The following is a 17,810-nucleotide window of genomic DNA, read 5'->3' on the forward strand; positions in this document are numbered from 1 at the left end:
TCCCATTCATAAAATAATACCTCCTTGCAACACTTAATGTCTAGTTTTATTCACTCGCAACCCCGTATCTCTCACATTCATCACTTACCTTTTCTGTGACTATACATTCCTTTTTCTTTAATGTTTCAGCCACTTGCTTCACATTTTCATTTTCCATATCAAAAGAAACCGCCTTAGTTCCATCTATATTCAAAAGATTGAGAAAATCTTTCTCATCTTCTCGTTTCCTTTCCCTTCATATTCAAAAAAATCCTCACATCTAAAGAAAGATACACCAAGGACAAGCATAAAGTTTTCACACTCTCTATCAGTCTTATCCCCTTTGCAACTCCCTCTCCACTGATTCCGTAGGCAGAATATATGCCACTCATTCCTCCATTTTCTAAGATTACACTAACTGGAATCGTGTAAACTCCAAAAAAAAGAAGCGAAAACACGCCTATACTCAAATAAACTGGACGCTTATCAAAGACCTTAAACGCAACTATTAAAAGAACCAGTTCCATGCTCTTGCACACCAAGCGTACTCCTCCTGCTAATGCAGGAGAAAGAAATTCAATTCTATAAATCACGTTCAGCAAAATACAAGCCAGAAATAGAAAGCGAAACCACTTCTCAGGAACCTTCCGTATCAGTAACATACCTAAAACCATAGCAACCAACAACATATTTATTTACTCCTTCTCATACCGTAATTTATTCTTCAACAGTAGTTTTCTCCAATATCCACCAGATGATTATAAAACATCCAACATACACAATCGTTCCAACTGTTGTTGATTCTCTGCCAAGCGTTGTGGTCAAATTCCAAATTGCATTATCTAAACCTAACTCTTGTACTTCCGGCATATCACCAAACCTCTCCACTGCATATTGCACTTGTTTCATGTAATAGAATAAAGTTCCCGCATAAAGAACTAACAGTGAGCAGAATACTGCCACTAAACCTGTAATTTCCTTTTTTTCTTTTTGTATCTTTCTTTTTCCTACCTTTACAAACAAAAAATAATATAGTCCTGTGATATAGAACATCATAGAAATTTCCATAACCGCTGCAAGTATCAACATATTCGGCTGACGGGCTACCGTCAAATCAATACAAGTATCAATCCCAGCCTTGATTAACGTTGTAAGAAATCCGAAAATTATACTTTTTGTTATATACTTCTTATTTCCTCCATCCATACACATCGACTCTGCGACACAAAATAAAACAGAATTATAAACCCACCACAATACAATCGATATAAAAAAGCCACTTGAAAAGTCTCCAAATACCATATATGGAATTCGTACTAATAACCTGCTCAAAAATCCAAAGGCAACTGTTGCCGCTATTATAATTGCTAATTCATTCTTTCTTTGATCTTCCATACAATTTTCTCCTTTCACACCTCTGAATATCTCATCTTCTTTTACTGCAATTTTTTATAATCCACGTACTCTATCCCTAATTTTTCCATTTCACCAAACATGTCCTCTTAACGTTCTTCATTATTCTGTATAACTTCAACCCTTTTTTCTGATAACCATTTTAAAATTTCCTCCTGTTCTTTATTTTTCGTAATATAATATACTAATTTCAAGGAGGAAATTTTCAATAAAGCTCCTATATTCGCTAAAAACAAACCTGTAAAATCTACAACTTCCAATTTATCTCTTTATCATAATTATATACATCAGCAGCCTACATTGTAAAGCCAAAAGCAAGCCATTTTCAGACTTGCTTTCCACCATATCACTTTCCTTATTGATAAATCATTTCTTTATCCACAATCTCCCTTGCACACGATTGTAAATTGTTTATTCTCGCTACCCATTCCATCTGATTTTCTGCCTTTAACCGTTCCGTGATCCCATGTGCCTGTTTCATCTGCTCTACAATCCTTTCAAAGCGTTCCTGTGCCTGTTCTTCTATATCTGCAAGATAACTATTCAGCCTGCCACTTGTAAGCAAAGTAATATAAACTGCTTCCTTATGTTCTTTCAAATAGCGTTTATGTCTTTGTCCCCATACGCCGATAAATCTTTGTTCTTCCTCCGGCAAGGTAAGGCAGGGGATAAGATAATCCCCGTGTCTGATATAAGTGCCGCCTATTTCTTCAAATATTGTTTTCTTCATAATCGTTTCCACCTTTCTTATCGTTCTCTATCCATTGATTTTTTCTTGACTGACCGTTTCGGCTGCTGTCTGCCTTCCTGCTGATAGCGGTGCAGCTTTTCCAGTACACTCGCTTTTTTCGGCTGCTCCAACGGTTTTTCTTTCTTCTGTTCCGTCTGATTTTTCCATACCCTTAGTTCTTCGTTGTATTCTATAATCAATTCTTCTGCCTTGTTATAAACCTTCTGAAAGGCTTGCACATTGGGATAGCCTTCCCGCTTTACGATCTGTTCCAAACTCTTTCTTATGCAGACGCTTTTCCAAATCCTCTAACAGTTCAATTCGCCCTTCCAGAGATTTTCGCTCTTTGCCTTTAAATAGTCCTCGTAACTCTGACAGTTGCTTTTTCAAAGAAGAAATATCCTGCTGTGTGCGTTTTATCTCCATGGACTGTCTCTGCAATTCATACATAAGCTTCTGCATATCTTTCCATTCCTGCAAATCAATCTTTGGTACAGGCTTCGGCGGTAGTTTAAATTTAAAAATTACCTCCTGCAAAAAGTCTTTCGCACCTCGGATAATCTGACGGAACATATCCGGCAGCCAACCGTGTGTCCTGATAGATTGCAGCGTTTTGTCTGTGATTTTTTCCTGCTTTATCTTCAAAACATCTTCTTCGGGAATGCCCTCGACTAATGCCACATCAACTGTCCGATTCCATTCCTGCCTTGCCGCATTGTCTGCCTTTATCTCCTCTGCTTTCGGATTGTTCTTTCCAATTTTCTTGGTTGCCAGATATACTCCGCCCTGTTGGAATACAGAGAGTTTTTCTGATTCCTCTTTTACATATCGGTTGATCGTATCGGTAAACAGTTCCTTGACTTCTTTGGTAAAGTCTTTGTTCTTAAACCATTCATCCTTTTTCGTGAAGATATGGCTTTCATAAACTTCCCCTTTAGGGATAATACTGCACCCCGCCCGAAGATTGCCCTGCTCGTCTAAAACCTCTTTCTTTGTGCGTCTATGCTTCCCCTGCTCATCATAAAACATATTTCGGGTAGCAATCTTTACTTCGGGTTGTTCTAACATTTTTCGTTCACTGAATACCAGATGAATATGATAATTCGTCTTTGCCTTGTTGTGATGAAGGGCAGCACTGCACTCCACTCCATATCTTTTATGAAAACTCTCCGTAAAAAGCCTTACCACATCATCTGCCCTGTACTGAACAAAACTTTCAGGAAGTGCAATGATAAACTCACGCCCTTCAATACATTTCCCTGCTGAACCACTCGCCTTAAAATCCAACTGATTTTCTCTTGCAAGATTTTTCCAAAACTCCGGTGTTGCCCCTTCTGTCTGATAGGTCGCATAGAGATATTCCTGTCGTTTCGGATTGGAGATATAATCAATCCTTCCTGCCACATCGGACAGCTTGCTTTGTCTGATAAATGAATGTCTGCCTATAAGCATCCTCCTTTCCCAGCTCTCGCCGACTTTATTGTGAGTAGGTGCATAGGCACCTGTTTACGAACCTATCCGCCTGTCGGCGGTTTGCTCCCGGCAGGGCGAAATATACAGAGCATAAAACTTTAGTTTTGTGCGATGGGTGTATTTCGCTCTCAAACGCCGAGGGCTTGTTTTTGTTTAACAAAGTCCGATTACTTCTCGGACTCACGCTTAGATTTATGGGCGTATCCGCCCTTTTTCTCTGCCCGTATCCGGGCTACTTTTTCTTTCCGACTTCTTTAAACCTTTGAACCACACCATTCATAATGAAATCGAATTTATATCCACCTCCTACCTTGTCTGTTATTCACAGGGGTGTGCCACACCCCTGTCCTTATCATCAAGGAAGAATTACCAACGGAAACTCTCCGACACTCCCCGCCTGTCCAGATATTCTTTTCTTGCCTGTTCCCGTTCTTCCTTTGTCGGTGCAGTTTTTGATTTTCCAAACAGGTCACGCATGACCATCCTGTCCAACTTTTTCTCCAACTCCTGCTTGATTTCTCTCTCACAGCTTTCATCTTCCATCAAGTGAAAACGGAGCAGCTGCATAAATAATTCCTGTGATATTTGCACGTTTCTCATCGTATCCCATCCTTTCCGTGACGGTATGTGACAGTTGTGACGGTTATTTCGATACCGCCCCGCTGTCAAAAATACCGTCACAACCGTCACCAACTGTCACGCTGTTTCCGTATCGTCTTTCCAAAACCGTATTTTTCTTCCATCATGGGTACGGTTGCTCTTATAATAAATGTCATGCTCCGCATACAATCGCCCTGAAAGAACATTCAGTTTTCGTGTGATGACATGGGGTTGAATTTCCACCTTTATCAGCAAAACCAGTTCCGTTGCCGAGCCTTCCCAAAAGGTTTTATCCTTCATAACAAGTTCGTCAATCTCATCCAGTAAAGGCTCTGGCGGTTCCTTCCACAGTTCGGTTTCTGCCCTTTGCAGTTCCCACAATAACGTTTCTGTATTGCGGATAAGATATAGCTTTTGGTCTTGCTGGTCTCTGCCCGATACTTCCAAAGTTGCGGCATTGCCTGTCCGTTTTTCTTTCTGAAGGAGAAACGCCCCATCCGCCGCACCGAGCAGTCCGCTTGTCCCCGAAATCATATCAAACTTATCATCCGCCGTCTGTTTCCTTGTGTGGTGTACGAGCAGGATACAAAGACCGTGGGCATCTGCAAAACTTTTCAGCCTTGCCATAATCTGATAATCGTTTGCGTAACTGTAATTATCTCCGCCGACCTCACGCACCTTTTGAAGTGTATCAATGATAATCAGTTTCGTGTCCGTATGCTCTGCCACAAACCTTGCAAGCTGTTCATCCAGCCCTTTCCCCAGCTGGCTGGCAGAAACAGAAAAGAAAAGGTTGTCCGCGCTCTCTGTTCCAAACATCCGATACAGACGTTCCTGTAAGCGGCGGTAATCGTCCTCAAGGGCAAGATACAGTACCGTTCCTTTTCGGGTGGTATACTTCCAAAGCGGTGTGCCTGTGCTGACATGATAGGCAAGCTGTGCCATCAGAAAACTCTTTCCCAGTTTGGGAGAACCCGCAAAAATATATGTGCCGGGGTAGAGCAGACCGTCGATCAGCGGCGGCTTGCTCTGATACTGGGTGTCAAACAGTTCATTCATGGAAACTGCTTTGAGATAGGATGGGTCTAAACTCAACTGCATTTCTCTCTGCATTTCCTCAAAACTCTTGATATTTTTCTCATACTCGGATATACTATTTTCAGCGATTTTTTGAATTGGCTGCTCCGTATCTGCGCCAACAGATACATTCGGGGCAGTCTTTTCTTTTTTATTCTCCATTCTCATCCTCTCCTTTCAGACCGCCAAGAATAATGGCAATCAGTTCAATTACATTCAGCAGTTCCTCATCCACGCTGTTCCCTGCTTCAATCCGCTTTAACTCTGTAAGGATAGCGGCAAGTTCCAGTTTGAGTGCCTTATACACTCTCGGATTACCCTGTACCACCACATCCTGATTCAGACAGCGGCGGTAACAGTATTCCTGTTTGGGCAGCCCCGATAAGGCAACCGCCTTGTTGATGCGTTCATTTTCTTCGGGAGATACCCGAAATCCTACTGTGATGTTTCTCCATCGGTTTTTGTTATCCCTGTTCTTAGCTGACATTTGCAATCTCTCCTTTCCCTAAATCATCTAATCTATCTGCCATTTCCGTCTGTTTTGACGGGAACAGATGAGCGTACTGGTAAGTGATGTCAATGCTTTCATGCCCCACACGGTCTGCAATCGCCACCGCCGAAAATCCCATATCAATGAGCAGACTGATGTGACTATGCCTGAGATCGTGAATGCGAATACGCCTTACGCCTGCGGCTTCTGCCCCTCTGTCCATCTCGTGATGGAGATAACTTTTTGTGACTGTAAAGATACGGTCTTTCTTCTTCAATCCGTAGAGCATACTCAGATACTCCTGCATTTCCTCACAAAGGAACTTCGGCATTTTGATTATGCGGTTGCTTTTCTTTGTTTTCGGTGTGGTAATCACATCTTCTCCGTGTAGCCGCTGATAGGATTTATTGATTCTGACCGTTTCTTTCTCAAAATCGAAATCCGCTGCGGTCAGTGCAAGCAGTTCCCCTTCTCGGATACCGCACCAGTAGAGCATTTCAAAAGCGTAAAAGGAAACTGGCTTGTCCATCATCTCAAAAGAGAACTTCTTGTATTCTTCTTTTGTCCAGGACAGCATTTCCTTGTGTTCCTCACTTCCCATATTTCCCACCTTTGCGGCAGGATTGGAACGTAACTCATAATAACGTACCGCATGATTAAATATGGCTGACAGTTGATTATGCAGCGTTTTCAGGTAAGTCTTGGAATAAGGCTTTTTCTTCTCATCCCGATAGGCAAGCAGTTCGTTCTGCCATGTGATAATCTCCTTTGTAGAAATCTCACTGATTCTTAACTTTCCAAAATACGGAAGTATCTTCGTGCGGATGATATGCTCTTTTGTCAACCATGTGTTCTCCTTCAAACGGTTTTTCACATCCCGGATATACAGTTCAGTAAAGGCTTCAAAGCTCATATCAAGGTCAGACGCATTCTGCAACTGGAACATCCGCTCCCATTCCTGTGCCTCTTTCTTGGTAGCAAAACCACGCTTGCATTTCTGTTTACGCTCACCTTTCCAGTTTACATACCTTGCCATCACATACCATGTTCCATTGGCTTCATTCTTAAATACCGGCATTACTTTTCCTCCTTTCCTGCTCCGTAGAGCCTTTCATAAAAATACTGGCGGTTTACACGCCCTGTGATCGTAATAAAACCTTTGGCTTTCAGTTCCTCATTCAACTGCCGGATTAACTTATAAGCATAAGGCTTTGATACGCTTAGTTCCTGTGCCACTTCTTCGGCACGAATAAATTTGTTATCCATAGATTGCCCTCCTTTTTCTCTAAACTTATTTGTTTAATTTTTAGCCTATTATACTAAGCATATTTGTTTGTGTCAAGTGGTTTCGAGAAAAATATTAAACTTTTTTGTTTTGTATTATCTTGACTTCGCCTAAACATATCTGCTATACTAATTACACTACATATACAAGGAGCGATGATTATGGCGATTGGAGAGAGAATACATTTTTTCCGCATTCTGCGTGGAATGACACAAAAATATCTTGGTACGATTGTCGGCTTTCCTGAACGAAGTGCCGATGTGCGTTTAGCACAATATGAAACAGGAACAAGAAAACCGAAAGCGGAACTTACTGCTGCACTGGCACAGGCACTTGATGTTTCCCCTCATGCCCTCGATGTACCCGACATTGACAGCTATATCGGACTGATGCACACTTTGTTTACCCTTGAAGATTTATATGGTCTGACTGTCAGCGAAGCAGACGGAGAAGTCTGTCTGAAAGTCAAGAAGGACAAAGGGAAAGACGCTCACGAACTACTGAAAATGCTCTATGCTTGGAAAGAACAGGCGGACAAGTTATCTTCCGAAGAAATCAGTAAGGAAGAATACGATAACTGGCGTTACCACTATCCGAAGTTCGATACCACACAGAGATGGGCGAAAGTACCATCACAGGAACTTAATGACACCTTAGTTGAAATGTTCAAAGACCAACTCAAACCAGATAAATAAAGACGACAAAAAGCCCTTAGCCATGAGTTTCATACCCACAGCTAAGGGCTTAGTTTATAATATGGATTTATTTGTTACACAACCACCTGTCAATCATTCTCTAACCATAAAACCACCGGATTATAAGAATAATGGCTCTTATGCAACTGTTATCAATTTGTTATCAAAAGACTTCTTGAAGTGCCGCAAACCCGCATAAACACTGGGTTTTTACGATACTACAACTTATTCAAACTCAATCGTTCCCGGTGGCTTGCTGGTCAGGTCGTAGAATACACGATTAACTCCCTTAACCTCATTAATAACACGGTTCATGACTCTGTTCAGTACTGCATATGGAATCTCAGAGGATTCGGCTGTCATAAAGTCAACTGTCTGAACTGCGCGGAGCGCTACTGCATAATCGTAGGTTCTGAAATCACCCATAACACCTACGCTCTGCATATTTGTCAGCGCTGCAAAGTACTGGTTCGGCATCCAGGACGGATCCTCACCGTGTTCCTTCTTATATTCAGCAGCTGCGTTATCTACCTCTTCACGATAGATAAAGTCTGCATCCTGTACAATGCGCACTTTCTCTGCAGTAACTTCACCGATGATACGAACTCCAAGTCCTGGTCCAGGGAATGGCTGACGGAACACCAGTCTTTCCGGAAGTCCAAGTTCCAGGCCAGCTTTACGCACCTCATCCTTGAACAGATCACGGAGCGGCTCGATGATTTCCTTGAAATCAACGAAATCCGGAAGTCCTCCTACATTATGATGAGATTTGATCACTGCGGACTCGCCGCCCAGACCACTCTCTACAACATCCGGATAAATAGTTCCCTGTGCAAGGAAATCTACTGCACCGATCTTCTTAGCTTCTTCCTCAAAAATACGGATAAACTCTTCACCGATAATCTTACGTTTTGCCTCAGGCTCTGTAACACCTGCAAGCTTGTCATAATATCTCTGCTGTGCATTGACACGGATAAAGTTCAGGTCGAACTGTCCCTCCGGTCCAAATATAGCTTCAACCTCATCTCCCTCATCCTTGCGGAGAAGGCCATGATCTACAAATACACAGGTAAGCTGTCTGCCGATCGCTCTGGAAAGAAGACCTGCTGCTACAGAAGAATCCACTCCGCCGGACAGAGCAAGGAGAACTTTTCCATCTCCAACCTTCTCACGGATCTCTTTAATGGTGTTCTCAACAAATGCATCCATTTTCCAGTCTCCTGCACAGCCACAGACATCAAGGACGAAATTGGACAGCATCTTCTTGCCTTCTACTGTATGAAGCACTTCCGGATGGAACTGGATCGCATACAGCTTCTTCGCCTCATTCTGTGCAGTTGCTACAGGGCAGTCTGCAGTATGTGCCGCAATCTCAAACCCAGGTGCAATCTGTGAAATATAATCTGTATGACTCATCCAACAGATTGTTTTATCAGATACATCTTTAAAAATTCTGGAATCTGTCTTATCGATCAGAAGTTCTGTCTTTCCGTACTCGCTGACATCTGCTTTCTCAACTTTTCCGCCCAGGACATGCATCATAAGTTGAGCTCCATAACAAAGACCCAGAACCGGAATTCCAAGTTCAAATAATTCTTTCGGACATGTAGGTGAATCTGCCTCATAGCAGCTGTTCGGACCACCGGTAAGAATAATTCCCTTAGGATTCATTTCTTTTATCTTCTCAAGATCGATCTTGTAGGAATAAATTTCACAGTATACATTACATTCTCTGACACGTCTCGCAACCAGCTGATTATACTGACCACCGAAATCCAGTACAACGACTGTTTCTCTCTTCATGTTTTCCTCCTTGTTTGTCATTATTTTTTCGCATCTCATTATAAATTACAGCCATAACTTTTACAATATTTATTTTACCTAAATATTTTTTAAACACGCTCTTGAGTTTATAAGTTTTTTAGAATTTAATCACGTTTTTTTCAACAGTCCATCACATTTTACTCACAAATTCCCTGTATATTAATAAGCAAATAAAGCAAATGCTTTACAGAACAAATGCAATTGCTTTTTCATCATATAGATTTTAACTTTTTTCTTTTTCATACTTAGCCGGACCGAAAGGTCCGGCCCTCCTTCTTTTTACAGGCCTTTTACGGGTCTGTTTTTTTATCCTTGCAGGTCATTTTATAAGTTTTTTAGAATTTCATCACATTTTTTTCAATTTCACATCACATTTTGCTCACATTTTCCCTATATAGTATTAAACAGATAAAGCGAATGCTTTATTGATAAAACTTTTTCTTTTTCATACTTGCCGGGTCGCAAGACCCGGTACTCCTTCTTTTTAAAATGTAAAAATCCCGTCAGCAGTACGCACAAGCTGCTGACGGGATTGTTTTTTCTACCATATTCCACCTATTAAATGTACGATCCATGCAACGATCCACGCAATGGCACACTGCCACAGAACTACAAATGCCGCCCATCTGCCACCCAGTTCACGTTTCACAGATGCAATTGCTGCCACACATGGAGTATAAAGCAGGCTGAATGCCAGCAGTGATGCTGCTGCCAGTGGTGTAAGCACGGATGCAATGCTTCCTGCAAAAAGAACCTCCAGAGTGGACACTACACTCTCCTTTGCCATAAATCCACTGATCAAGGCTGTACAGATTCTCCAGTCTCCCAGTCCAAGAGGCTTAAAGACAGGTGCCAGACAGCCTGCCACCAAAGCCAGAATACTGTCAGAGGAATCCTTTACTAAATTCAGATGCAGATCAAAGCTCTGAAGGAACCAGACTACCATGGTTGCCAGAAGAATCACTGAAAATGCCCTCTGCAGAAAATCTTTCGCTTTTTCCCATAAAAGCTGTGTCACATTCTTCGCTCCCGGCAGACGATAGTTCGGAAGTTCCATCACAAAAGGTACCGGATCTCCCTTAAAAAGAGTTCCGTTATACAAAAATGCTACCAAAATTCCTACTAAAATTCCCAACAGATAAAGTCCTGCCATGATCAGTCCGCCCTTCTTCGGAAAGAAGGAACTTACAAAAAAGGAATATATCGGAAGCTTTGCCGTACAGCTCATAAACGGTGTCAGCAGTATGGTCATTTTTCGGTCACGCTCACTGGTAAGAGTACGCGTAGCCATAACTGCCGGAACTGTACATCCAAATCCGATTAACATAGGCACAATGCTTCGTCCGGATAAACCGATCTTACGCAACAGCTTATCCATTACAAATGCCACACGGGCAATATATCCGCTGTCCTCCATCAGGGACAAAAAGAAAAACAGGGTTACAATAATGGGCAGAAAGCTGAGTACACTTCCCACTCCTGTAAAAATACCATCGATCACCAGGCTGTGCATAGCACTGTTCACATGAGCTGCTGTCAACGCTGCATCTGCCAGTTCAGACACTTTATCAATTCCCATTTCCAGCAGACTTTGCAGCCAGGCACCGATCACATTAAAGGTAAGATAAAAAACAAGAACCATAATTCCAATAAAGCAGGGAATTGCCGTATATTTTCCGGTAAGAATCCGGTCTATTTTCTCGCTTCGAATCCTCTCTTTACTTTCCATTGGTTTCACAACTGTCTGCTCACACAATCGTTCAATAAAGTCAAACCGCATATCTGCAATGGCTGCACTTCTATCTACCTGACGCTCTGTCTCCATCTGCTGCACAATATGTTCCAGCATTTCCGACTCGTTTGTATCAAGTTTCAGCCTTTCCAGAACCAGCGGATCCCCTTCGATCGCCTTGGTTGCCGCAAAACGTGCCGGAATGTCCGCCTGGGCTGCATGATCCTCGATCAGATGCATGACCGCATGAATACACCGGTGGACAGATCCCTCATGATCGTTTTTATCACAAAAGTCCTGGCGCAGCGGGCGCTCCTGATATTTCGCAATATGTAAGGCATGCTTCACTAATTCATCCACGCCCTCATTTTTTGCTGCAGAAATGGGGATTACCGGCACTCCCAGTAAAGCTTCCATCATATTCACGTCTATAGAACCCTGATTTCCGACTACCTCATCCATCATATTCAGAGCTACAACCATAGGAATATCCATTTCCAGCAGCTGCATGGTCAGATACAGATTTCTTTCTATATTAGTGGCATCTACAATATTAATGATAGCCTTTGGCTTTGACTCCAGTACAAAATTACGAGAAACAATCTCCTCGCTGCTGTATGGTGACATAGAATAGATACCAGGTAAGTCCGTGATTTCTGTATTGGGATGTCCTTTAATGGTACCGGTCTTACGGTCAACAGTTACACCCGGGAAATTTCCTACATGCTGGTTGGATCCTGTCAGCTGGTTAAACAACGTAGTCTTTCCACAGTTCTGGTTTCCTACCAGAGCATAGGTCAGCACAGTATCCTCCGGTAATGGATGTTCATCCTTCTTGGAATGATATTTTCCCTCTTCACCCAGACCCGGATGTGCTGCATCGCTTAATGTATCAATTCTCTTATGGCTGTTGCTCCGCCTGGGGATCTGTTCGATCTCTATCTGCTCTGCTTCTGCAAGTCTCAAGGTCAATTCATACCCATGTACCTGCAGTTCCATAGGGTCTCCCATGGGTGCAAATTTCACTACTGTAACCTCTGCTCCAGGAATCATACCCATATCCAGGAAATGCTGGCGCAAGGCCCCCTTACCGCCAACTGTTTTGATCACAGCACTTTTTCCGATTTCCAAATCTTTTAATGTCATTGTAATTCGCTCACCTTTTTAATTTGCCATAGTTAGTAATTTATGATTATGTCTATTTCACAGCAGAAGCTTTTATCTCAGGTTCCTGCCATCCGTTATTATTGAAGCTTTTTATCAATAACAATTTCTGAGGATAGCTTATACTAACTGATATTTTTTGTCAAGTAGGCAAGGTGAATTCTCAACAAAGAAAAGCACGTTACTTTTCACTTTTCCCGTTACCTTTATTTTCTATCAACAAAGAAAAACACCGTCCCCGCAGCTCCTACGTCTGCAAAAACAGTGTCTTTAGTGCGCCTTCAGGGGCTCGAACCCTGGACACCCTGATTAAGAGGAATCAGCGTTTTGTGGATATTGATATTGTTTACAGTTTTATATGATCATCTTCATATACTTTTGGTTCAAATCCCATATGTATATATATTTCCCACATTCCAGAGGCACGATCTAAATGATATTTTCTTTCTTCAGATGTTCCTGCATTATGTGCTTTTTCAATTTCTGTATTATAAATTGTTTCCATTGTTTTTTTACTGATACGTTTTGTATTATTTTCTTTTACTGTATATATTAGATTGCTTAATACACTTAAAATTAAAGCACAAATGAGAAGTAATGTTTTATCTTGTAAAATATATTGTAATAAGTTATTCATGTTTGTTCTCCTTTATCCAATTTTTGAATTTGATGATTTTGGGTTATCTTCTTTATACTTTTCAGCCATTTCTTCCAGACGTCCAATAAATTTTATTTGTTCTCTATCTGGAAGTATATTGAAATATTCAAGGAGTTCTTGTTCATTCAAAGATAATTTAGGTTCATTTCTCACTCCGGTGAGAATATAGTTTATATCTATATCATAAAACTCTGCTAATGTTATAAGTGTTTTGCTACCAATTAGTTTTTTATCATTCTCATAATCAGAAAATCCTCCTGTGGATATTCCCGTTTTTTCCTTTATTTCTGTGGTTTTTAGCTTATTTTCGATTCTCCATTCTTTTAGGCGGTTTCCTACAGTCATTTTTCTCCTTTCCGTGAGATTTTATATTGACATTCTCACTATAGTGTGATATAAATAAGAATGTAAAAAGTGATACTTTTATTACTTTATTAATATTTAATTTTACCATTATACGTTGCTTTTAACAACCGTTTTTGTTCTAAATCACCATACAGGAGGTGCATAATGGCAAAGAAAGTTAATTTGAAATCCGTCCGCCTGTCTGATCAGGTGATGGATTATGTGATCAACTTTGAAGGTGAAGGTTTTAACCAGAAGTTTGAAAACCTTGTCCTGTTCTGTATGGAACAGGAAGAATCCAAAAAACAGAGGATTACCCTTTTAGATCAGCAGATTGCCAAGCAGTATAAGAAGCTCGATGTTCTCCAGCAGATTTCCTCTAAGATCGGAGATGTCCGCAGTGCTCTCACCAATCTGGAATGTAAGGCAAATGATCTGTCTGACCTTATGGATAAACTGCTGGAAGATAAAAACGCTGATCCGGAACTGCCCTTCTTCTGATTCTGCGCAGTAAGTCAGTCAAGGGTGAGCGAAGCTCATTCATCTCGACCCTTGACAGACTGGACACAGCCAGTATAGAGAATCAGACAGGAAGGATGTGAAGCCTGCAAGGTGAGCATCCTTCTTGATTAACCCTCATGTGCTCCTGTCCTGAGTTCTTTCTCTTATCAGGGATATGTCACACTGGGACAGACAAATTCAGCTTTTTTAGCGGCCGCTGTCCCTATCATTCAAGGGACAAAAGTCAAGGTCTCCGCAGGAGCCCGAAGGGTTTAACCTTTACTTTTGGCTCTGTTGAACGGGCGGCAGCCTATCCCCGGCACGACAGGGAAATCCGGCTTTTTACTTCAATCTGCCGGGACTCTCCTGCATACCGGGGACAGACAATTCCGGCTTTTTACTTCAATCTGCCGGGACTCTCCTGCATACCTGGGACAGACAATTTCGGCTTTTTACTTCAATCTGCCGGGACTCTCCTGCATACCTGGGACAGACAATTTCGGCTTTTTACTTCAATCTGCCGGGACTCTCCTGCATACCTGGGACAGACAATTATCTTTACCCTCCCCCCTATGCACAGCCTAACGCTGTGGAGGGTCAACATACACTATCTTCTTCCCCCGGTCTTCCGGGGATGGTAACAACCCCATTGTGGGATTACATATTAACCAGTGCCTTTCCTGCTCTTATACAGGTCTGGCATACAAAATTTAAGGAGGTCTTTGACTTATGGACAAAATGAAGATTCTTGTAACTTTTGCAAACGTGTGGAAAATGGACAACGGACAGTCAGGCATGACAATCAATTATTTCATGTATGGTGAAAACGGTGAGCAGATGATCTCACGCATGGATGCTACAGGCGGGGCTGTAGGCCAGCAGCGTGCAAAATGCTCCCTGGAAGCTTCCAAACGTGAAAAGATCTCTTTTGTGCCCGGCATCTATGAAGCGAAGATGGGCATGAAGATCGGAAGCGATGGCAAGCCTGTCCTTACTGTGGAAGATCTGGACTTTTTCAGCCGTGTGCAGATCTTACCGGAGCAGCCTGAAAAGAAATAGGAAGTGGTGAAATGACATGGCAGATTTATTCTCAGACGGACAGGATGCATTATTTACACCGGATCAGGGAACTGTTCAGCAGCAGGTCATCCAGGCAGCAACTCCTGTACCGACTGCAACACCGGTACCAGTACCGGCTGAGCAGGATCCTCTGGATGGGGAAGCTTCTGCTGTTGGCGATCCCGCTGGCACTGCAGGCGGTCAACCTGGTGAAGGAGTGGAAGAGGTTCCGGACGCTGATCCAGTAAACCAGGTTGATTATACAGAGTTGCTGACAAAGCAGAATGAACTGTTGGAAAGCCAGCAGGAATTACTGATGCAGATTGTCCTGAAAGATGAGCAGATTGAGCAGGATATGAAAAATGTCCAGAATGCCATGCCTGCAGTGATGTGTATGCTGGGAGTGGTCATTGGTGTGCTCCTGGTTCATATCCTGGCTTCTTATATCCGGCCATAGGAGAATGATATGGAAAATGAAGAACTGTTTACAAGTCCGGAGGAAGAGACAGCTGGCACTGCTGACATAACAGATGGTGCCCCGGAAGTCTCGAAAGCTCCCCAACAGACAGAAAGCTTAACGCTTGCTGTTGAGGATTACAACATGATAGCGGTGAAATCAATCCCGATCGGAGCCCTAAGCGGCGCCATCTTCATGATAATAGGGTTCGCATATCTTGGGATTGTTCACATATTTAAAAAAGTTTAAGGAAAGGTGGTTTTTTACTATGATGAATCTGAAAAAGAAAATTGCCCCTGCATTAATGGGCGGAGCTCTTGCAGTTGCTACTGCTGTTCCTGCATTTGCATCTGATGCTTCTGGTACTGGTCTTTCTTCTGTTGAGACAGCACTGACAACATCCTTTACCAGCGTTGGAAGTTCTATGACAAGCCTTGTCGGAAAGATCCTTCCGATTGCACTTCCGATTATGGGAGCTCTTCTCCTTGTTGGATTTGGTATCAAAGCATTTAAGAAAGTTGCAAATAAAGCCTGAGGGTTTTCAGAACGGGTTACTTACATGGTGTAAGGTGAGGGAGGGAGACACCTTCCTCACCTTTTTTATGCAAATGTATCTCAAAAATAACGCAGCATGAGCCGGATCCGGATTCCTGCAGCAAAGGAATGAGATACAGGAAAGGGGGAAAATTGAGAAGGATAAAGAAAAAACTTGTGGCTGTGATACTGGCTGTTAATATGCTGGTGATCGGAATTTTCGGATCATACCAGACAGCTCAGGCTGCGGAAATTGTGGCAGGTTATACAGCATTGGAAGTTATTGAGGGTATTTTGCTTTCTTTTGGTATCTCGATTTTTACAACTGAAATGGTTTCAACATTAACAGAAGATCCAAAAACTGCCCAAGATGAATATTGGAGAGAAACACAGGCTGCTCATTGGGCTGAATACATGGAAGCTGTATATGAGGAAGAACGAAAAAAAGGTGGTGGTGGTTCTGGACCGACTCCAACACCTGGTGTTACTGGTTCAGATATCCCCAGTTTTAAAGAAGTAATACAGAATATGAAGAATACCGGAAAAATTGTTCTCGGAGCTGCAGCTGGTGCCGGGGTTTGGGAATGTATGAGTAAGGCGGTTTCCAGTCTTTGGGATAAGATGATGGGAAAACCGCAACAATTATCTGACAATATGCCGTTAGATTTGCTTGATCATTTATTGATATCAGGTTATCCATATTATTGTGTGGAAGATCATAATACATATTATTCTATTTATTTAGGAAAAGTTGGGTATCGTATTTGGGGCGAACGGGCTCAATTATATCGTGCTGTATCATATCATTATTTTAAAACGGGTTCTATTGGTGAAATGTCTCATTATAATGCAATAACTTGTTCATTAGGTGATTATAATAATATTCCGAATGAATCTGAATCTTGGGCACAAGAACAACTTGCTAATGCAGATAAATATGTAAAAGAAAACATTTGGGTTCATCCAGATCTGCAGGACACTTATAAAAATAATGGTAAGTTGGAATATCCTCAGCAAGCTCCGCAGCCTTTACAGATTCCTTCTATTGCTCAATTAATAGATCTTGCTAATAAGTTAAAGACAAATCCGCAACAGTCACCGAACTCTGTTCAAGAATTAATTGATCAATTAAAACAAAATCCGCAACCGCAGCCAACTGTAGCTCCTAATCCTGACCCCAATCCTAATCCTAACCCTAATCCTGATCCTGAGGTCTCTCCAAAGCCAGATGATACAACTACTGATGTAAATCCAGATGATTATAAAGCAGATCTCCGGCTTGTTTTCCCGTTTTGTATTCCTTTTGATCTAGTCCATCTGATCCAGGCATTTGAAGCAGAGCCGGAAGCTCCGGTGTTTGAGTTTCCTTTAGATCTGGAATTAGAAAATCCCTGGACTGGCAAAAAAATCCTTGACTATCATCATACATTTAAGCTTGATATGTCAGACTATGAACCAGTGATCAAGATCTTCCGGATCTTTGAAATCATATTTTTTATCATTGGATTGCTGATGATAACCCGTCAACAGATGATTAAGGGGTGATGATTATATGATTAAGTTTATGAAAGAAATCTTGGACAAGCTGCTGTCCGTGCTCCTGTCTCTGCTTCCGCTCTCTCCCTTTGCGGATGCCATTGATAACCTGTCCCAGCTTCCCTATCTTGGTTATCTGAACTATTTTGTTCCGGTAGGAACTTGCCTCAAGATCGGAGCTGCCTGGCTTGCTGCTATCGCACTTTTTTATCTGTATAGTGTATTAGCCCGTTGGATTAAATTGATTGAATAGAGGTA

22 protein-coding genes and 1 pseudogene are annotated in these 17,810 nt (G+C 41.9%); 8 read left to right on the forward strand and 15 right to left on the reverse strand.

The window, feature by feature from the left end; all coding sequences use genetic code 11:
• Window positions 1-46 precede the first annotated feature (46 nt).
• The 11 genes and pseudogenes from H8Z82_RS17070 to H8Z82_RS03895 form a co-directional block, all read right to left on the reverse strand.
• Window positions 47-193, reverse strand: coding sequence for a hypothetical protein (locus H8Z82_RS17070; RefSeq protein WP_207724615.1), 147 nt, complete (start codon window positions 191-193; stop codon window positions 47-49).
• Window positions 194-212: 19 nt separating this feature from the next.
• A complete protein-coding gene (locus H8Z82_RS03850) occupies window positions 213-668 on the reverse strand; it encodes a hypothetical protein (protein WP_186994310.1) in 456 nt (151 codons plus the stop codon).
• Between the two features lie 28 nt (window positions 669-696).
• Window positions 697-1,374 carry a hypothetical protein gene (locus H8Z82_RS03855; RefSeq protein ID WP_186994311.1) on the reverse strand — a complete coding sequence of 226 codons (678 nt, stop codon included), beginning with the start codon at window positions 1,372-1,374 and terminating at the stop codon, window positions 697-699.
• Between the two features lie 107 nt (window positions 1,375-1,481).
• Window positions 1,482-1,652, reverse strand: a complete 171-nt coding sequence (locus H8Z82_RS03860; protein ID WP_182279275.1) for a hypothetical protein — start codon at window positions 1,650-1,652, stop codon at window positions 1,482-1,484.
• Window positions 1,653-1,747: 95 nt separating this feature from the next.
• Window positions 1,748-2,122: a TnpV protein gene (locus H8Z82_RS03865; RefSeq protein ID WP_186994312.1), complete on the reverse strand. Its 375-nt coding sequence runs from the start codon at window positions 2,120-2,122 to the stop codon at window positions 1,748-1,750.
• Window positions 2,123-2,139: 17 nt separating this feature from the next.
• Window positions 2,140-3,574 (reverse strand): annotated as a pseudogene (locus tag H8Z82_RS03870) (MobA/MobL family protein).
• A 387-nt stretch (window positions 3,575-3,961) separates the two neighbouring features.
• Entirely contained in the window at window positions 3,962-4,195 is a 234-nt protein-coding gene (locus tag H8Z82_RS03875) for a complexin-2 (protein WP_182448591.1), read from the reverse strand.
• A 96-nt stretch (window positions 4,196-4,291) separates the two neighbouring features.
• The gene (locus tag H8Z82_RS03880) at window positions 4,292-5,434 is read right to left on the reverse strand and encodes a helicase RepA family protein (protein WP_186994313.1); all 1,143 of its coding nucleotides are present in this window, start codon (window positions 5,432-5,434) and stop codon (window positions 4,292-4,294) included.
• Window positions 5,424-5,759 carry a plasmid mobilization protein gene (locus H8Z82_RS03885; protein ID WP_119247563.1) on the reverse strand — a complete coding sequence of 112 codons (336 nt, stop codon included), beginning with the start codon at window positions 5,757-5,759 and terminating at the stop codon, window positions 5,424-5,426. The genes H8Z82_RS03880 and H8Z82_RS03885 overlap by 11 nt, the downstream gene beginning before the upstream one ends.
• Window positions 5,749-6,840, reverse strand: coding sequence for a site-specific integrase (locus H8Z82_RS03890; RefSeq protein ID WP_186994314.1), 1,092 nt, complete (start codon window positions 6,838-6,840; stop codon window positions 5,749-5,751). The genes H8Z82_RS03885 and H8Z82_RS03890 overlap by 11 nt, the downstream gene beginning before the upstream one ends.
• Entirely contained in the window at window positions 6,840-7,028 is a 189-nt protein-coding gene (locus H8Z82_RS03895) for a transcriptional regulator (protein WP_025580398.1), read from the reverse strand. The genes H8Z82_RS03890 and H8Z82_RS03895 overlap by 1 nt, the downstream gene beginning before the upstream one ends.
• A 180-nt stretch (window positions 7,029-7,208) precedes the next feature.
• Between H8Z82_RS03895 and H8Z82_RS03900 the strand changes: the two genes are divergently transcribed.
• Window positions 7,209-7,742 carry a helix-turn-helix domain-containing protein gene (locus H8Z82_RS03900; protein WP_186994315.1) on the forward strand — a complete coding sequence of 178 codons (534 nt, stop codon included), beginning with the start codon at window positions 7,209-7,211 and terminating at the stop codon, window positions 7,740-7,742.
• A gap of 225 nt (window positions 7,743-7,967) precedes the next feature.
• Here the strand turns inward: H8Z82_RS03900 and guaA are convergent, their stop codons facing one another.
• From guaA to H8Z82_RS03920, 4 genes are all read right to left on the reverse strand, one after another.
• Entirely contained in the window at window positions 7,968-9,545 is a 1,578-nt protein-coding gene (gene guaA, locus H8Z82_RS03905) for a glutamine-hydrolyzing GMP synthase (protein ID WP_019163218.1), read from the reverse strand.
• A 562-nt stretch (window positions 9,546-10,107) separates the two neighbouring features.
• Complete coding sequence (gene feoB, locus H8Z82_RS03910) at window positions 10,108-12,444, reverse strand: ferrous iron transport protein B (RefSeq protein ID WP_186994316.1); 2,337 nt, start codon at window positions 12,442-12,444, stop codon at window positions 10,108-10,110.
• Window positions 12,445-12,808: 364 nt separating this feature from the next.
• Window positions 12,809-13,099, reverse strand: a complete 291-nt coding sequence (locus H8Z82_RS03915; RefSeq protein ID WP_186994317.1) for a hypothetical protein — start codon at window positions 13,097-13,099, stop codon at window positions 12,809-12,811.
• Between the two features lie 12 nt (window positions 13,100-13,111).
• Window positions 13,112-13,465, reverse strand: coding sequence for a helix-turn-helix domain-containing protein (locus H8Z82_RS03920; RefSeq protein WP_186994318.1), 354 nt, complete (start codon window positions 13,463-13,465; stop codon window positions 13,112-13,114).
• A 165-nt stretch (window positions 13,466-13,630) separates the two neighbouring features.
• Here H8Z82_RS03920 and H8Z82_RS03925 point away from each other — a divergent pair, with 165 nt between their 5' ends.
• The 7 genes from H8Z82_RS03925 (at window position 13,631) to H8Z82_RS03955 (ending at window position 17,805) form a co-directional block, all read left to right on the forward strand.
• Entirely contained in the window at window positions 13,631-13,966 is a 336-nt protein-coding gene (locus H8Z82_RS03925) for a hypothetical protein (RefSeq protein WP_186994319.1), read from the forward strand.
• Window positions 13,967-14,695: 729 nt separating this feature from the next.
• Complete coding sequence (locus tag H8Z82_RS03930; RefSeq protein ID WP_186994320.1) at window positions 14,696-15,025, forward strand: hypothetical protein; 330 nt, start codon at window positions 14,696-14,698, stop codon at window positions 15,023-15,025.
• A gap of 16 nt (window positions 15,026-15,041) precedes the next feature.
• A complete protein-coding gene (locus H8Z82_RS03935) occupies window positions 15,042-15,482 on the forward strand; it encodes a hypothetical protein (protein ID WP_186994321.1) in 441 nt (146 codons plus the stop codon).
• A 9-nt stretch (window positions 15,483-15,491) separates the two neighbouring features.
• Window positions 15,492-15,731, forward strand: a complete 240-nt coding sequence (locus H8Z82_RS03940; protein WP_186994322.1) for a hypothetical protein — start codon at window positions 15,492-15,494, stop codon at window positions 15,729-15,731.
• Window positions 15,732-15,750: 19 nt separating this feature from the next.
• A complete protein-coding gene (locus tag H8Z82_RS03945; RefSeq protein WP_186994323.1) occupies window positions 15,751-16,017 on the forward strand; it encodes a major coat protein in 267 nt (88 codons plus the stop codon).
• 152 nt (window positions 16,018-16,169) lie between these two features.
• Window positions 16,170-17,561 (forward strand): hypothetical protein, encoded by a 1,392-nt coding sequence (locus tag H8Z82_RS03950; RefSeq protein WP_186994324.1) that lies wholly within the window; start codon window positions 16,170-16,172, stop codon window positions 17,559-17,561.
• Between the two features lie 7 nt (window positions 17,562-17,568).
• Entirely contained in the window at window positions 17,569-17,805 is a 237-nt protein-coding gene (locus H8Z82_RS03955) for a hypothetical protein (RefSeq protein WP_186994325.1), read from the forward strand.
• Window positions 17,806-17,810: the final 5 nt, after the last annotated feature.

It is taken from the genome of Blautia difficilis, assembly GCF_014297245.1.
In the GTDB taxonomy this organism is placed as follows: Bacteria; Bacillota; Clostridia; order Lachnospirales; family Lachnospiraceae; genus Blautia_A; species Blautia_A difficilis.

Coding starts and splice junctions, on each gene's coding strand:
- H8Z82_RS03850 (WP_186994310.1), bottom strand. CDS start 668: ATGTTGTTGGTTGCTATGGTTTTAGGTATGTTACTGATACGGAAGGTT.
- H8Z82_RS03855 (WP_186994311.1), bottom strand. CDS start 1,374: ATGGAAGATCAAAGAAAGAATGAATTAGCAATTATAATAGCGGCAACA.
- H8Z82_RS03865 (WP_186994312.1), bottom strand. CDS start 2,122: ATGAAGAAAACAATATTTGAAGAAATAGGCGGCACTTATATCAGACAC.
- H8Z82_RS03875 (WP_182448591.1), bottom strand. CDS start 4,195: ATGAGAAACGTGCAAATATCACAGGAATTATTTATGCAGCTGCTCCGT.
- H8Z82_RS03880 (WP_186994313.1), bottom strand. CDS start 5,434: ATGGAGAATAAAAAAGAAAAGACTGCCCCGAATGTATCTGTTGGCGCA.
- H8Z82_RS03885 (WP_119247563.1), bottom strand. CDS start 5,759: ATGTCAGCTAAGAACAGGGATAACAAAAACCGATGGAGAAACATCACA.
- H8Z82_RS03890 (WP_186994314.1), bottom strand. CDS start 6,840: ATGCCGGTATTTAAGAATGAAGCCAATGGAACATGGTATGTGATGGCA.
- H8Z82_RS03895 (WP_025580398.1), bottom strand. CDS start 7,028: ATGGATAACAAATTTATTCGTGCCGAAGAAGTGGCACAGGAACTAAGC.
- H8Z82_RS03900 (WP_186994315.1), top strand. CDS start 7,209: ATGGCGATTGGAGAGAGAATACATTTTTTCCGCATTCTGCGTGGAATG.
- guaA (WP_019163218.1), bottom strand. CDS start 9,545: ATGAAGAGAGAAACAGTCGTTGTACTGGATTTCGGTGGTCAGTATAAT.
- feoB (WP_186994316.1), bottom strand. CDS start 12,444: ATGACATTAAAAGATTTGGAAATCGGAAAAAGTGCTGTGATCAAAACA.
- H8Z82_RS03915 (WP_186994317.1), bottom strand. CDS start 13,099: ATGAATAACTTATTACAATATATTTTACAAGATAAAACATTACTTCTC.
- H8Z82_RS03920 (WP_186994318.1), bottom strand. CDS start 13,465: ATGACTGTAGGAAACCGCCTAAAAGAATGGAGAATCGAAAATAAGCTA.
- H8Z82_RS03925 (WP_186994319.1), top strand. CDS start 13,631: ATGGCAAAGAAAGTTAATTTGAAATCCGTCCGCCTGTCTGATCAGGTG.
- H8Z82_RS03930 (WP_186994320.1), top strand. CDS start 14,696: ATGGACAAAATGAAGATTCTTGTAACTTTTGCAAACGTGTGGAAAATG.
- H8Z82_RS03935 (WP_186994321.1), top strand. CDS start 15,042: ATGGCAGATTTATTCTCAGACGGACAGGATGCATTATTTACACCGGAT.
- H8Z82_RS03940 (WP_186994322.1), top strand. CDS start 15,492: ATGGAAAATGAAGAACTGTTTACAAGTCCGGAGGAAGAGACAGCTGGC.
- H8Z82_RS03945 (WP_186994323.1), top strand. CDS start 15,751: ATGATGAATCTGAAAAAGAAAATTGCCCCTGCATTAATGGGCGGAGCT.
- H8Z82_RS03955 (WP_186994325.1), top strand. CDS start 17,569: ATGATTAAGTTTATGAAAGAAATCTTGGACAAGCTGCTGTCCGTGCTC.